Origin of the sequence: Methyloglobulus sp., from assembly GCF_040079455.1 — a bacterium.
Lineage (GTDB): Bacteria > Pseudomonadota > Gammaproteobacteria > Methylococcales > Methylomonadaceae > Methyloglobulus.
Map to the genome: position 1 here is coordinate 1 of NZ_JBEBKJ010000084.1, position 15478 is coordinate 15478.

General features: G+C 44.2%; 15 protein-coding genes. 6 read left to right on the forward strand and 9 right to left on the reverse strand.

Annotated elements, in window-relative coordinates; translation table 11 throughout:
* Both ABL924_RS15125 and ABL924_RS15130 read left to right on the forward strand, forming a co-directional pair.
* A partial coding sequence (locus tag ABL924_RS15125) for an IS1 family transposase (protein WP_349027933.1) occupies positions 1–537 on the forward strand: 537 nt, incomplete at its 5' end.
* A 401-nt stretch (positions 538–938) separates the two neighbouring features.
* Positions 939–1469 carry a response regulator gene (locus ABL924_RS15130; RefSeq protein ID WP_349027934.1) on the forward strand — a complete coding sequence of 177 codons (531 nt, stop codon included), beginning with the start codon at positions 939–941 and terminating at the stop codon, positions 1467–1469.
* A gap of 65 nt (positions 1470–1534) precedes the next feature.
* On the opposite strand, the gene ABL924_RS15135 is transcribed toward ABL924_RS15130, so the two are convergent.
* Together ABL924_RS15135 and metH are read right to left on the reverse strand one after the other, a co-directional pair.
* Entirely contained in the window at positions 1535–2575 is a 1041-nt protein-coding gene (locus ABL924_RS15135; RefSeq protein WP_349027935.1) for an aminoglycoside phosphotransferase family protein, read from the reverse strand.
* Positions 2576–2584: 9 nt separating this feature from the next.
* Positions 2585–6265 (reverse strand): methionine synthase, encoded by a 3681-nt coding sequence (gene metH, locus ABL924_RS15140; protein ID WP_349027936.1) that lies wholly within the window; start codon positions 6263–6265, stop codon positions 2585–2587.
* A 91-nt stretch (positions 6266–6356) separates the two neighbouring features.
* Here metH and ABL924_RS15145 point away from each other — a divergent pair, with 91 nt between their 5' ends.
* Positions 6357–6548, forward strand: a complete 192-nt coding sequence (locus ABL924_RS15145) for a DUF2970 domain-containing protein (RefSeq protein WP_349027937.1) — start codon at positions 6357–6359, stop codon at positions 6546–6548.
* Positions 6549–6657: 109 nt separating this feature from the next.
* On the opposite strand, the gene ABL924_RS15150 is transcribed toward ABL924_RS15145, so the two are convergent.
* Both ABL924_RS15150 and ABL924_RS15155 read right to left on the reverse strand, forming a co-directional pair.
* Positions 6658–7089 carry a hypothetical protein gene (locus tag ABL924_RS15150; RefSeq protein ID WP_349027938.1) on the reverse strand — a complete coding sequence of 144 codons (432 nt, stop codon included), beginning with the start codon at positions 7087–7089 and terminating at the stop codon, positions 6658–6660.
* A 17-nt stretch (positions 7090–7106) separates the two neighbouring features.
* Positions 7107–7496: a hypothetical protein gene (locus ABL924_RS15155; RefSeq protein WP_349027939.1), complete on the reverse strand. Its 390-nt coding sequence runs from the start codon at positions 7494–7496 to the stop codon at positions 7107–7109.
* 338 nt (positions 7497–7834) lie between these two features.
* On the opposite strand from ABL924_RS15155, the gene ABL924_RS15160 reads away from it, so the two are divergent.
* From ABL924_RS15160 to ABL924_RS15170, 3 genes are read left to right on the forward strand one after another with little or no spacing between them, the layout of a single operon-like run.
* Positions 7835–8230, forward strand: a complete 396-nt coding sequence (locus tag ABL924_RS15160; protein ID WP_349027940.1) for a hypothetical protein — start codon at positions 7835–7837, stop codon at positions 8228–8230.
* A complete protein-coding gene (locus ABL924_RS15165; RefSeq protein ID WP_349027941.1) occupies positions 8227–8901 on the forward strand; it encodes a DUF2760 domain-containing protein in 675 nt (224 codons plus the stop codon). Before ABL924_RS15160 ends, ABL924_RS15165 begins: the two co-directional genes overlap by 4 nt.
* Positions 8902–8943: 42 nt before the next feature.
* Positions 8944–10788, forward strand: coding sequence for an Hsp70 family protein (locus ABL924_RS15170; protein ID WP_349027942.1), 1845 nt, complete (start codon positions 8944–8946; stop codon positions 10786–10788).
* 122 nt (positions 10789–10910) lie between these two features.
* Here ABL924_RS15170 and ABL924_RS15175 read toward each other — a convergent pair whose 3' ends face one another.
* From ABL924_RS15175 to ABL924_RS15195, 5 genes are all read right to left on the reverse strand, one after another.
* The gene (locus tag ABL924_RS15175) at positions 10911–12083 is read right to left on the reverse strand and encodes an HD domain-containing phosphohydrolase (RefSeq protein WP_349027943.1); all 1173 of its coding nucleotides are present in this window, start codon (positions 12081–12083) and stop codon (positions 10911–10913) included.
* Positions 12084–12639: 556 nt separating this feature from the next.
* Complete coding sequence (locus ABL924_RS15180; protein ID WP_349027944.1) at positions 12640–13254, reverse strand: hypothetical protein; 615 nt, start codon at positions 13252–13254, stop codon at positions 12640–12642.
* 4 nt (positions 13255–13258) lie between these two features.
* On the reverse strand, positions 13259–13930 hold the full coding sequence (locus ABL924_RS15185; RefSeq protein WP_349027945.1) for a HupE/UreJ family protein: 672 nt from the start codon (positions 13928–13930) through the stop codon (positions 13259–13261).
* A gap of 266 nt (positions 13931–14196) precedes the next feature.
* Entirely contained in the window at positions 14197–14442 is a 246-nt protein-coding gene (locus tag ABL924_RS15190) for a hypothetical protein (RefSeq protein ID WP_349027946.1), read from the reverse strand.
* A 391-nt stretch (positions 14443–14833) separates the two neighbouring features.
* Positions 14834–15250, reverse strand: a complete 417-nt coding sequence (locus tag ABL924_RS15195) for a DUF2784 domain-containing protein (protein WP_349027947.1) — start codon at positions 15248–15250, stop codon at positions 14834–14836.
* Between the last annotated feature and the right edge of the window lie 228 nt (positions 15251–15478).

The window sequence follows — 15478 nt, forward strand, 5'->3', positions numbered from 1 at the left end:
GAGATGGCCATCAACAGCAGCGGCATCCGGGATACGGCGAGGGTGATCAAGATCAACAAAAACACGGTGATCAGCACTTTAAAAAAAGCCGCCGCCCTGGCGCAAGTGAATCCATTGTACCATAAGGACACTGCGAAGCCACGGGAAGTCAGGCTGGAACCGGCCCGCCTGGAGGCTGAATTGGACGAACAGTGGTCGTTTGTCGGGGACAAAAGTCAAACCAACGCTGGCTGTGGTACGCCGTTGACCAGGCCACCAACACCGTGTGCTGGCTTATGTGTTCGGCAAGCGCAAGGACACGGCGTTCCACGACTTGAAAGCGTTGCTTGCGCCGTTCAACATCAGCCGTTATACACGGACGACCGGTGGGCTTACGAGTGCCACCTCGACGCTGGCGGGCGCGAGGTCGGCAAGCGGAACACCCAAAAGATAGAACGAAAAAACCTGACAACAGGACCTGGATCAAACGGCCGGCCCACCGGAGCATCTGCTTCTCAACGCTGGAGAAAATGCATGATATTGTTATTGGGCTGCTGATCAATAAGGTCGAATTTGGGCGTGATATTCATGCCGTGTCACAGGTTTGACCCACCACCCAAAAAACCTACACAAGTTTTCATTTTTCTGCTCCTATAAAGTAACAACAATAATTATCCACGCTCTCAGAACTGGATAGTTTGTTCGAGCCGGAAGCTGCAACCCTAAGCTCACACAAGATTCTACCATATTGCTCCAAGGTTTTTTAAGCAGGGTATTACAGTTGACAAACTTGAGTTTCCAACTAACCTTCTTACTTAATTGCAACGTAACTACACTTTAGTCAGCTACATATTCCCTTTGAATATAAGCAACTGTAAACTAAACAAGTTTTTTGTAAGAAGCCTTTTTTGAATCTAGTGTTCACCCTAACAAAAAACAACTTCAAGAACCATAATAGAATGATCCAGCAAAATAGCCCAGAGTCCGAAAGCGAAGATAAACACGAGCCGCAAGCTTCAGAACTGTCGTCAAAGGTTGGTGATTCAAACTTGCCGAAAATTGCAGAAACAGCCCCCCTCCCAAGCTATCGGGCATTGATAGTAGACGATAATCCCTCGTTTCAAAAACTGTTAGCACTCAGTCTTTCAATGCAGCCACAAATAGGAGTGATCGACTTTGCCGATAGCGGCGAAAATGCAATAGAAAAAACTAATGCTCAGCAATACGATCTGATTTTTATGGATGCAATGATGCCGGGGATTGACGGTTACGAAACTTGCTCACGTCTGCGGGAAAACCCGAATTATAAAAATACCCCTATTATTATGGTGACGGGGTTAACCTCACCTTTAGATGAAGCTAAGGGAATAATAGCCGGCAGCACAACTTACGTCACAAAGCCTGTGCAGCAGATTCCGTTTAAAGAGCTCCTTAGCAGAGAGCTGGCCTTGCTTGAATATAAAAAAAAATTAAGGCAATCTGATTATTAACCTGGTTTTTCATGTCCGATTAGCGTTAAGTTTGTCTGCTGTAATCCAGTCTTTCGCCCACCAAATTAGTGACTTGACTGCAAATGCTTAATAATGTCTTTAATATCAGCTTCCTGTGCCATGACGCTGGCACACAACCGAAATTGCCCAGTGGCACGACACAAATTTTCTTGCAGATCAGCTACTTTAAAATAGCGGTTGCCTTCCAGATAATCGCAATAAAACCGAAGCCCTAACTCGAATGGGATCAGGCGTATGGCGGGGTAAAGGAATTGATAATCGCTTTTTGATAAAAATGCGCCCATTTTTTCTATATAGCCTCTTAGCAAGGCATGGCAGATCTCAAGATTAAATTCGTCTGTTGCCATGTTATGACAGCATGAACGTAAACAATCACCAATATCGTAGTGGATCAACCCTGGTTTTACTGTATCCAGATCGATAATGCTGATGACGCGTTGGCTGTTTTTATCAAACAGGAAGTTATTGAGTTTGGGATCACCATGAATAACACGTAGCGTCAGCAGACCTTGGCCTTTTGCCGCCTCTAACTCATTGACGATATGCTGAAAGCTATCGATGAAATCTGCATGATAAGGATCTTCAGGTATCTTTGTCTGAGGTTTTACATATTGGTAATGATCCAGGTATCTCGGAGCAATGTGAAATCCGGGCAAGGTGTCATGCAACTTTTCGGCATCTAGGTTGCGGGTTAACCAATGGAACTGTCCTAGCGCATATCCCACCTGCTCTGCTTGTGCGAGATTGCTGATGGTTTCCAGGCTTTCGGTATTGTCGATATAGCTTAATGCCCGCCAAACATCATCCTGCTCATCACAAAAAAAGCTATTGTTAGCTAAAGTTGGTAAAAGCTGGGGGATTTTTAGGGTTATTTGCTTATCGTTAATCTGCTCAACGTGCTGGTTAAGTACCATCAAGTTAACCATGATCTGTTCAGGTTGAGGAAATACCTGCTTGTTTATACGTTGTAAAACGAACGGCTTTGCTTCTGTGCTAACTAGATAGGTGTCATTAATCAACCCATTGCCCAGAGGCTCAATATTTGTAACCGACCTTGAAAACTGTAGGGCGATATTAAGCGGCATCACTAAAGACTAATGATGCAGATGCGCTGCCAACCAACGAGCGGCAACTTCCTCCGCGATACCTTTGCGTCTCGCATAATCGCTCAATTGGTCTTGATCAATCTTACCTACATTAAAATATTGCGATTCAGGATGCGAGAAATACCACCCACTTACCGCCGAAGCAGGGTACATGGCAAAACTCTCGGTCAGTTCAATGCCAGTGGTTTCAGTTGCGTTAAGCAATTCAAATAATTTGGCTTTTTCGGTATGGTCTGGACAAGCTGGATAACCTGGCGCTGGGCGTATACCCTGATAAGCTTCATTAATTAACTGGTTATTATCGTGCGTTTCGTCTTCTGCATAGCCCCAAAAGTCTTTTCTGACGACTTGGTGGATGTATTCCGCCAAGGCTTCCGCTAAGCGATCTGCTAAGGCTTTAAGCATGATCGAACTGTAATCGTCGTGATCGCGTTCAAACTCTTCAAGTTTGGCTTCGATGCCTATCCCTGTCGTCACGGCAAATGCACCAATGTAATCGTGCTTGCCTGAGTCAACAGGCGCGATAAAATCGGCTAAGCAATAGTTCGGCCTACCAGGAGCTTTCATATTTTGCTGACGTAAATGATGCAATGTCTCACGTTTTTGGCTTCGCGTTTCATCGGTAAACAAGACGACATCATCATCTTCGCTAACCGCAGGGAAAAACCCTATGGTTGCCCGCGCAGTCAGCCATTGACCAGCGACGATTTCTTTCAACATACGATTGGCGTCGTCGAACAGCTTTCTGGCTTCTTCGCCCACTACTTTATCTTTGAGGATATTAGGGTAACTTCCCGCCATTTCCCAGGTCTGGAAAAACGGTGTCCAGTCTATATACTCGACCAACACGCCCAAGGAAATATCATCGATGACTTTTGTGCCTAAAAACTTCGGTTTGACGGGTTCATAACGTCCCCAGTTGAATTTGTTTTGCCTAGCCGATTCAAGCGAATGCTGTTTTGTTTTCGCTTCACGGCCTTTATGACGCTCCCTAACTTCTGCGTATTCTTCGCGTGTGCTTTGGACAAACTCATCTTTAAGTTCGGCGCTTAACAGATTACTGGCCACACCGACTCCGCGTGAGGCATCTGTCACATAAACCGTCGCACCTTTATAATGTGGTTCAATCTTGACAGCGGTGTGGGCGCGGGAAGTGGTTGCTCCTCCGATCATAAGTGGAATAGTAAAGCCTTGGCGCTGCATTTCTTTGGCGACATGCACCATTTCATCCAGCGAAGGCGTAATCAGTCCGCTTAATCCGATAATATCGACATTTTCCAAACGTGCGGTTTGCAGGATTTTTTCGGCGGGCACCATCACTCCCAAGTCGATAACTTCGTAGTTATTGCACTGCAAAACCACTCCGACGATATTTTTACCGATGTCGTGTACGTCGCCTTTAACGGTCGCCATAAGGATTTTGCCGTTGGTCTGGCGGTCAGCAGCTGATTTGTCGGCTTCCATGAACGGCATTAAATACGCCACGGCTTTTTTCATGACCCGCGCGGATTTAACCACTTGCGGCAGGAACATCTTACCCGCACCAAACAGGTCTCCGACCACGTTCATGCCATCCATTAACGCGCCTTCAATGACATGTAGTGGCCTTTCTGCTTCCTGCCTCGCCTGTTCGGTATCTTCGTCGATGTAATCGGTAATACCTTTGACCAGTGCATGTTCCAAGCGTTTGCTTACTGGCCACTCGCGCCATTCCAAATTTTCCTGTTTGGCTTCGCTGCTACTACCGTCGCCACGGTATTTCGCCGCCAGCTCCAGTAATTTGTCCGTGCCGCTGCCATCGTGGGTGTTTAAGACCACGGCTTCAACTGCATCGCGCAAGTCGAGAGGGATGTCTTCGTATATAGCCAATTGTCCGGCATTCACAATACCCATCGACATGCCAGCCTTGATGGCATGGTATAAAAATACCGCATGGATGGCTTCACGCACCGGATTATTGCCCCGAAACGAAAACGATACGTTGGATACGCCGCCAGAAATTAGCGCATACGGCAGGGTTTGTTTGATCTCGCGGGTGGCCTCGATAAAATCCAGCCCGTAATTGTTGTGCTCATCAATGCCGGTGGCAATGGCGAAAATATTCGGGTCAAAAATAATGTCTTCGGGCGGAAAGCCAACTTGTTCGACTAGAATTTTATAAGCACGTTGGCAAATTTCGACTTTTCTGTCTTTGGTGTCGGCTTGACCTTCTTCATCGAACGCCATAACGATAACCGCCGCACCATAACGTCGGACCAGCTTGGCGTGCTTGATAAAAGCTTCCTCGCCTTCTTTCAGCGAAATAGAGTTAACTACGCCTTTACCTTGGATACATTTAAGCCCAGCTTCCAAAATATCCCATTTGGAAGAGTCCAGCATAATCGGTACTTTGGCAATGTCCGGTTCGGATGCAATCAGCATCAAGAAGCGCACCATCGCTTCTTTGGACTCCAACATGCCTTCATCCATGTTGATGTCGATGATTTGTGCGCCGTTTTCGACCTGTTGTTTGGCAACATCCAGCGCGACTTCAAAATTACCTTCGATAATCAGTCGTTTAAATGCAGCCGATCCGGTGACATTGGTGCGTTCGCCGACATTGACAAACAGGCTATCTGGGCCAATCGCCATGGGCTCTAGCCCTGAAAGACGGCATTGTTTTGGGATGTCAGGGATGCTGCGCGGAACGTGGTGTTGTACCGCATTGACGATAGCTTTAATGGTGGCGGGCGACGTGCCACAACAGCCACCAATAATATTCAGGTAACCACTTTCTGCCCAATTTGCCAACTCATCTGCCATTTGTTCGGGTGTTTCATCATATTCGCCGAATTCATTAGGTAAGCCGGCGTTGGGGTGGGCCGAAACGTGAGTATCAGCAATAGACGATAATTCCGCAATATATTGACGCAGCTCTGTAGCACCTAAAGCGCAGTTAAAACCGAAAGAAATCGGTTCAATATGTTTTAAAGAATGCCAAAACGCGCCCACGGTTTGCCCTGACAAGGTTCGACCGGATGCATCAGTGATCGTACCGGAAATCATCACCGGTAATTTAGTGCCAATTTGCTCAAAATACTGATCAACTGCAAAAATGGCGGCTTTGGCGTTTAAGGTATCGAAAACAGTTTCGATCAGGATAATATCCGCGCCTCCGTCTATCAATCCGCGCGTGGCTTCTGTATAGGCCTCAACCAGTTCGTCAAATGATATATTGCGAAAGCCTGGATCATTGACATCCGGTGACATTGAGGCGGTGCGAGCGGTAGGACCAAGAACACCCGCTACAAAGCGCGGTTTTTCCGGTGTTTTTGCCGTGTATTCATCGGCAGCTTGCTTAGCAACACGTGCCGATTCAAGATTAAGCTCGTAAGCCAACGCTTCCATGCGGTAATCCGCCATGGAAATACTGGTCGAATTGAAGGTGTTGGTTTCAACAATATCCGAGCCCGCCTCAAAATACGCACTATGGATAGCTTTGATAATATCCGGCTGGGTTATCGACAATAAGTCGTTATTGCCCTTAAGGTCAACTTCCCACTGGGCAAAGCGGTCGCCCCTAAAATCTTTTTCTTCCAGCTTGTAGCCCTGGATCATCGTACCCATTGCGCCATCAAGAAATAAGATTCTTTTGGATAATTCTTGCTTAAGAAGTGCTGATTTGCTCATTTATATTTATGGAGGGGTTGATTCAACTGATTATTATTGCTTTAAAAGTGATCAAGCTCTATTATTTTTGTCAGTAACCCAGGAGATTAACGTGTCAAAGCCAACTATTATTCAAACTATCAAGAGCATTCTAGCAGCTTTTGTGGGTGTACAGAGCGACAAGAATCGAAAATTGGACTTCGAGCAAGGCTCGCTTTCGACTTATGTGATCGCTGGCTTGATTTTTACTGTCGTATTTGTATCTGCCTTGATTTTTGTGGTATCCAAGGTTGTGGGCAACTAGCAATCCTTCATTGTGGGATAAATCTAGCGATTCCCTTGTCCCAGCCACATAAAATTACAAACATAAAAAAGCCCAAGCACTGCCTGGGCTTTTCATTTTGCTATACGGCTTATTTGTTATCAGGATTTTTAAAGCTTTCTTTAATGCTCTTGAGCATATCGCCGAAGCCGCTGAATAAGTTAGATTTAGTCAGTGATTCTTTCAGAACAAACTTGGTGCGGACAAATGCAACCAATAAGAAGCCTGCAAGGGGTGGAAACAATTCAAAAAACACTGACGAGAACGTTCCTTTAGAGCCTTGAAAACCGCCCACATTTTTTCTGTCACCAATACTCAGGACATCACGTTCATAAGCCTCACCGCCCTCACTTGCCCGCATTGATTCGATAATGTAATTACTGCCTCCAATCAATAAGAACTGTGATGCCATATAAACGACAGCACAAACCATCACCCAAACTACCACATTATTTACGTTCGCTTTTGTAGCCGTTTGGTAAACCCAAACAAGCACAAGAATACCTAATATTCCACCAATCATCGCTGCACCCTTTGTTATTATAATTTAGTTAAAAAGTAATAAAGAAACGGACATTTCAAGATCATTTCTGAGCCATTTTTCTCAACAACCTTACAAGTCTCGAATTTTTCCCGCCCTGGGGCTACCTGTTTTTTTATTACACCGTCTTCAACTCTATACTGTACAGGTATATTCATCTCCAGAGTTCTCCCACCCACATCTGTCGCCTTACTCATGAGAACTCCATCATTTCGGAAATCCCACTCCACTATAACCTTTTTTTTCTCGCCGTCTAATTTCGGTGACTCGGCAGTCACCTGCCATTTTCCTAGAATTTCTGAATTATCCTTCAATGCGACATCAGCATTAGCTGAAAGTGCGAAAAAAATTGCCGCTACCGGCAACATCCCCAGGTATCTGTTGATCATCTTTCAAGCTCCTCATAACTCTGCATTATCAAAGTGTAGATTCTAAACGATACTGCATTAGCTATCGAGTTTTAAATTTTTTAACGTCATCTGATATTAATGAAATTGTTGTTCCAACCTGTCCGAGGATGATGTGCATCCAATTTTTATTCAAAATTTAACATTAAAATAGTTATATATCTTATTGTTTTTTATTGCTTTAACCCCTTGCAGATAGCGGCAGTAAAATCTGGCTCTATTGATTCTAAGATAGGCTTATTGATTGAAATACTCATTTGCAGTTAACTCGCGTAAAATTGCACAAAAAACGCTGCCACCTTAAATTGAGAGGAAAATCCATGAAGACATTCTTTTTTCCAAGCGCCCTATTATTTAGCATCCTGTTATTTTCAATTAGCGCTGTTGCCGAAAAAGCTAGCGAAGAATGGCAAAATACAACAATCACCGATGCCACTATCAAGAAAATACAGGAATCGAAATATGAATATAAAAAATGTGTCGGTGAGCAAATGCAAAAACCGACTTACTTGAAAATGGACAGCCGCAATGCGACTGATGAAATCATAAAACACTGTGAGCCTGTACTAACTAAAATAAGGGAGGTTTATTTGGCTGAAAAAGTACCTGGCGTAATTGCAGACCGCCATCTGAGGCAAATTCGCATGCAGGTAACGCGTAACGCGCTGCAAGGCTTACTGTTTGAACAAGCCAGCCGAAAAGCGGGGCAGCCATGACTTATCTTGAATCGCTAATGACTACCTTTGCTGTTGACTTATCGCTTAGGCCGACTACGTTCGACCTATGGCATGTGTGTTTGGCTGGTACGGTGGTGGTGCTAATGGCGGTATTGATATTATTGTTGCTGGTCATGCTATTAAGCAGAAGCCGATATAAGAAGGAAATCAATACCAAAACCATTCAGCCGATCCAACCAATTGAACCTGTAGTTAAAATCGTCGAGAAAATTATTGAAGTCGAAAAAATAGTGCAAGCACCGATACCTGAGCCTGTTATCCTGAAAGAATACACACCAGATGCCGCCCTGCAAATGCTCGGGTTGTTGCAAAAAGAAGCGCGATTTATTGATTTTCTTAAAGAAGATATTACTGCCTACAACGATGCTGATATTGGCGCTGCCGCAAGGGTAGTGCATGAAGGCTGCAACAAAGCTGTAAACGAGCATTTCAGTCTTGCGCCTATCCGCAACGAACAGGAAGGTAGCAATATTACCGTGCCAATCGGCTTTGATGCTTCTGCAATCCGCTTAACAGGCAATATTGTTGGCATCGCGCCTTTTACCGGCAGCTTAATCCACAAAGGCTGGCAAGTGACCGAGGTGCGTTTACCTAAACTCACGCAAGGCCATAATCCTAATATTGTCGCTGCTGCGGAAATTGAACTATAAACCCTGGTATCTTCCATTCAACTAGATTACCCGTAATTTCTGATGAATAGCCCAAACCCACAAAGATTCACAGTCGGTATTGACCTAGGCACTACGCACTGTGTTATGTCTTATGCCGACCTCACTAACTTGGAAAATGATGAATTTTTGCAGCATGTTATGCCGATACCTCAGCTCAGTGCGCCGGGCATGGTTGACGACTATCTGCAATTACCATCGTTTATCTATCAAGCCCATGAAGCAGAACTTGCCGAGGGTGTAGCCGCACTGCCCTGGACGAATAAACCACTGCATTTGGTCGGTGAAATTGCACGTAACTTAGGCAGCAAAACCCCTATTCGTTTAGTGTCCAGTGCCAAAAGTTGGCTGTGTCATTCCGATATTGATTGTAAAGCCCCCTTATTGCCTACTGGAGCACCCGAAGAAGTTGAGCGCATTTCGCCCTTTCAGGCAACCGTCGCTTATTTGCAGCATCTAAAAAGCGCTTGGCAACACCAACACCCTGATACCCCGCTAGAACAACAAGATGTCGTCATAACCGTACCCGCATCATTTGATCCGGCAGCTAGGGAACTAACCGTAGAAGCAGCTAAAAATGTCGGCCTTGGCCATGCCATTCTACTGGAAGAGCCACAGGCAGCACTGTATAGCTGGATAGAAAAAAATCACAATAACTGGCGCAAGCAGGTCCATGTTGGGGATATTATTCTCGTCATTGACATAGGCGGCGGTACGACCGACCTGTCTTTAATCGCTGTTACCCAGAAGGACGGCAATCTTGAGTTTAACCGAGTGGCGATTGGCGACCATATCCTGCTAGGTGGAGACAATATGGATTTGGCGCTCGCATATACCGTGAAAGCTAAGCTGGAAACAGAAGACAAATTACTGCAACCCTGGCAATTTCAGGCATTAACGCACAGTTGCCGGGATGCGAAAGAAAAACTGCTCACCAATATGACAATGGATGTTGCCCCGATCATCATTGCGAATCGGGGCTCTTCGTTAATAGGCGGTACACTACGGACAGAACTGACTAGGGCTGAAGTCAATAATACTTTGGTTGATGGATTTTTGCCCCAAGTCTCAGCCAGTGCAAAACCCGTTTTCCGCGCCCGCACAGGATTAAGAACACCGGGGTTGCCCTATGCCCAAGATGCCGGTATCACAAGACATCTCGCCGCTTTCCTTGCTAAACAACAAAATGCAACTGGGGAATTAGAAGACATTAAACTAGCCAAAAATGCCACGTTTATACACCCAACGGCAGTGCTGTTTAATGGTGGTGTGTTAAAAGCGGATTCTCTAGCTAACCGCTTGATGAATGTATTAAACGGCTGGTTGCAAGATGAGCAGGCACCGCCAGCGCGACTACTATCCGGCAATGATCTTGATCTTGCCGTTGCCAGAGGCGCGGCTTATTATGGCTTTGTCCGCAAAGGTAAAGGCGTACGTATCAAAGGTGGTGCGGCTGCATCCTATTACGTCGGCATCGAAAGCGCTATGCCTTCTGTTCCGGGCATTCCGCCAGAAATACAAGCTTTATGTATCGCCCCATTTGGTATGGAAGAAGGGACACAACAAGAATTATCGAATGAAGAATTCGGCTTGGTAATTGGAGAGCCCGTACGTTTTCGCTTCTTTGCCTCCACAACCCGTCGTGAAGACAGGGTGGGCACACGCTTAAACCGCTGGAACCGTGACGAACTCTCAGAACTGGCTGAAATCGAAGTAACCTTAGATAAGGAAGGCCGAAGAGCAGGTGAAGTTGTTCCCGTTCATTTATGTGCTGCGGTTACGGAAGTAGGCACACTAGAACTGCAAGCCGTTTCCCAAAAAGACAACGCCCACTGGAAGATTGAGTTTGATGTCAGATCGGGTGAATAACCAGCCGAAATATCAAGAAATCCGCTAATAAGATTCCCTAAAATAGAACGTGAGATTTACACGCGCTATCCCAAGACAAAAAAACTGTATTGGGTGTCGACTCCATTTATTTACATTGTTTTTTAGCTATAAGGGTCTACTGCAATCGCTTTTTCTAAATAATCGATCTTTTTTTTGAAATCTTGCTCGCTGTCGGCGTAGGTCTGGGAAATTCTATGAAACTCTTCATGAACTTCATTGAAAGAATCCACTATATCGGAGTCAAACTGTGTACTTTTGCCTTCTAAAATAATCTTTACCGCTTGTTCGTGTGACACAGAAGGTCTGTAAACGCGCCGACTTATTAACGCATCATAAACGTCAGCTATCGCTATAAGGCGGGCAGAAATAGGTATGGCATCTCCTGCAAGGCCTTCAGGATAACCGCTACCATCCCATTTTTCATGATGACTGTAGACTATTTCCTTTGCATATTTAAGAAACGGCATCTCTGTCTTCAGATCACGTTCCGCTTGGAGGATAACATTTCGCCCGATACTAGTATGGGTTTTGATAATGTCAAACTCATCAGGCGTTAAGCGCCCAGGCTTTAGAAGAATTCTATCAGGAATTCCCACATTACCAATGTCATGCAAAGGCGCTGTCTTGATCAGCAATTCAATGGTGTAGTCGTTGTCGAGAAAGCTTACGAAACGGGGGTGAAAGCGTAATTTTTCCGCCAGAGCCTTGACATAATACTGGACACGGCAAACATGATTCCCCGTAACGTTATCTCGAGTTTCTCCCAAATAAGCCATAGCTTGAATAGCAACATCCAAGGCCGCCATTAGCTCTGCGGTGCGTTTTTGTACTTGATCCTCAAGAAGAGCATTCCAAGCACCAAAAAAATTATCCCTATTTTTCATTTCCAAGTGAGTTTTAACATGCCCCAGTAAGTTAACAAAACTGATTGGCTTAGCAATACAATCCAAGATACCCCTTTCAAAATCGTAGGCCTCATCCGCCATCTCGTTTTTCTCGGTTAAAAAAATAACCGGGATGCTACGTGTTTTGGAGACTCTATTTAAATTTTTGCAATCTTCGTAGCCAGCCACGCCCGGCATCATGATTTTAAGAAAGATAATATCCGGCGGAGAATCCGACTGCACAATTTTTAGCGCGTTTTTCGTATTCTTGGCAACCCTGACTGCCTTGCAGTAGTCTTTCAACAAATCACTTGTTAAATTGTGCTTACTGGGATCATCATCTATTATAAGAACCGTCGCTTTGCTGATAAAGGAGTGTGCGTCCACCATGGTTTTACCTCTGAAAATTAAATAAATATTACTTCAGCCTTGTTGTCGTTTATTGATGTACTATCATCTATATTAAGGCAATTTTCTTGCATTTAGCCATTCAAACCTGCTCTTACTTGCACAATCCAAAAATGCACTTTCAAGACAAACCTACAAACACAAAAAATAAGGGGCAATACCTACCCAATCATAATCTTTGTATACAGCAATAGGTTTTATTGGAAAGCAATACCAATCCCAATAAGTTTTCATTGATACCTTCTCCAAGGGGAGAAGGTCAGGATGAGGGAGTTTCATATTACAACTTTTTGGGATTGGTATAACAATCGACATCCGCGTGATTTTTGCTAGCTCAATAATTCAAAAGTGTAGTTCAAAAATAGAAAGCCATCCCATGAGATTTAGGGCTAGTCACCAAATCAATAGGTTATCGCTGTTTTTTAGATAACTCCTTTTCTTTGTTGGATTGGTAGGCATGTTGGCAATGGTCTTGCACTTTGGGCTTTAAAGCTCCGACCCTGGCCGATTAGTTCATCATATGATTAAAGTGCCGACATTACATTAGCCCTAAAACCTTATAAACACCCTTGGTATTTAAGCGGATGGTGATGGGCTGATCGGTTGTATTTTCCCAGAACCAGCCGTGAATGCCTTCAAACGGTGTTGTTAAAGAACCGCTGGCTTTGCTGTCCGTGGCAGTAAAATAACTTTTGAAATAGCCGTTTTTAGCACCTTTGGGTTCGCCATGAAAATCGAAATAAACCAGTTTGCCATCTGTTGCCCATGAATAATCCAGCGCATAACCTTTCTCCATGTAGAACTTATATTCAAGCCCTTTTTTGGGTGGGATGACAATCGTCACGGTATTGGTGCGCTCCGTTGCAAATTCATTAGGCTGTTGGTCGTTGTTTGCCTGTGCTTGATTGGCATTGCCTTCTGTCGCCTTATCTCGAGCCTGAACTTGAGTGATTCCTGAACAGTTTTTAGCTATCTGGGTAGATTTTTCTGCAAGTACAGTCAATCCCATCTTCTTGCCCAATCCGGTCGGGTCAATGCCATATTCGGCAGGAAGTACGGCGGCAAACAAGATAACTACCGCCAACAGCACTGCCGCTAAACTGGCGTTAATCAGTGATTTTGTTGATTGTATTGGCTGATATTCAGGGTTCATAGCGTTATCCGTATACAAAATAACCGGTTAATTGGTAACCAAACAAGATCAATCCGCCCGTCATCAACAACGTATTGGTGGCGATAGCAAAAGTATAAAAGCTCGGCGACCTGCGCCAGAATCCGAGGATAATCAGGATAAAAAATAAGGCGACAAACTGCCCCACTTCCACACCGACATTAAAAGCCAGCAGATTTTTCCATAAGTTTGTTTTAGGTAAGGCAAAATCCTGTAACTTGGTTGCCAAACCAAAACCGTGAAACAATCCAAAAACGGCAACAGCAACCTTGTTATTCGGCTGAAAACCCAATAACAGCCGGAAACCACCCAGATTATCAAAGGCTTTATAGACAATAGACAGGCCAATAATGGCATCGATAAGATAAGAATTGACATTGATTCCTTTCAAAACTCCAAACAACAAAGTCAAACTGTGTCCCAAAGTGAACAAGCTGACATAAACCAGAACATCACGCACCCGAAATAAAAAGAAAATGACCCCAACCAGAAATAGCAGGTGGTCGTAGCCTGTCACCATGTGTTTCGCGCCGATATAAAGAAATGGCCCGATTGCTACGCCTTGATTGGCGGTTAAGAAATTTTTTGTCGAGGCATCAACACCGTGAGCAAAAAGGTTGGTTGATATTGCCAATAGCGACAGTAATAACCCGCTCAATATCAACGTTCGTTTGTTTAATTGCACTTAACGCCTTGTAGAATTTTAAAACCTACTAACTTTGCTATCAATAGGGTTCGCATGAAAATAAGTATTACTGGTAATTACCAGTATCATTATGGCACAACTTACCAGTTGAAACTTTGAAACATAAAACGGCACTAACCAATACAACTTTAATGATGTTTTTTTGTCGAAGGCAATATCGCGTTATCATTTCCAAAAATGATTAACTTTATATCCTAATAAACAACAATCTGACCTGATTATGTTAAGAGTATTATTGTTCTTTGTGACCTTTTCTGCTTTTGCAGCGCCTCGAGTAACTTACCCGCCAGGCGGGTTTCAAGACAATTTTTGGCAACAAGTCCAGATCCAACATTTACAAACGCAGCAACAGCTACAGTCGCAGGATCAATATCGGCGACAATTATTGTTACAAGACCAGCAACACCAGATAGAACATCTACAGGATCAACAATACCAGCTAGAGCACCTGCAACGAAACTCAATCATGCACGAGTATTCTGATCGACTTAGATCATATAGTCGCCCTATAAAACCAAGACCACAAATCGTGAAGAAAAAACATAGCCCATAGTTTTACATGGGCTAAGACTGATGTTAACGGACATTTGTCGGTGACAAGCAAGCCTACGGCATACTTTGCCTCTTGACCCGCAACGCCCAGGATATTGCGAGGCCAGAGGGGTTAATCAGGATCGAGACAATTGATTAAACACAAGTGAATAAGCCGCGATATGTTGCGACCAATTTTTATTGGGATTCACCAGTTCGCCCTAACCTTCGCGCTTTCCAGTATTTCTTGGTCATGACCAAGTAAAAACAGAGGTTAAATCTATTGTAGGATAGGCCAATCACTGGTGAAATACCTCCCTTGCTTTATTTTTCAAGGAATCGAAGTTGCTGGCTGTTATTTCGCATCAAGAACAGCTTTTTGTAGACCAACAAATTCAGCAAAATGACAATTACTCCTAAGCCGATTTGGATTTCTCTTGTCAATGCCGATGGATAAATCATTGGGATAATATAGTGTTCGATAAAGCCGCTGGCAAAGCGTCCGCCGCTTACCGAACGCAGGCTGTTTTGGAAGTGGGTTAAGGGGCAAATCCATCCGGCAAATTCGATCAAGACACCCCAAATTGCGGCTGGAATGTGAATCCACATCATCTTCCGCCACTTAAAAACCAAAAACCCGTCAAAAATGACAAAGAGAATGAACCCAAAGTGGACGAAGACGATAAAATCGGCGAGTATCAGATTCAGCATCGACTTTTCATAATCAAGTTTTTTCTCCACCCACCGTATTTCTCCGTATAAAATCCTAATGACGAAGAAAATCCATCGACTAAGAATACATAGAAGGAGGCACAACTTACCTTGTAAGCAATATGATCGTTTATCCCTTGATGCAAATGATCGGCTCCAGCTGAAATGGTTTAATTAAACAGGACACTTCTAGAGGCAGATTTATAATGTCATTAGAGGTGACCATGAATATGAATAACATTCAAACGAAACGACCAA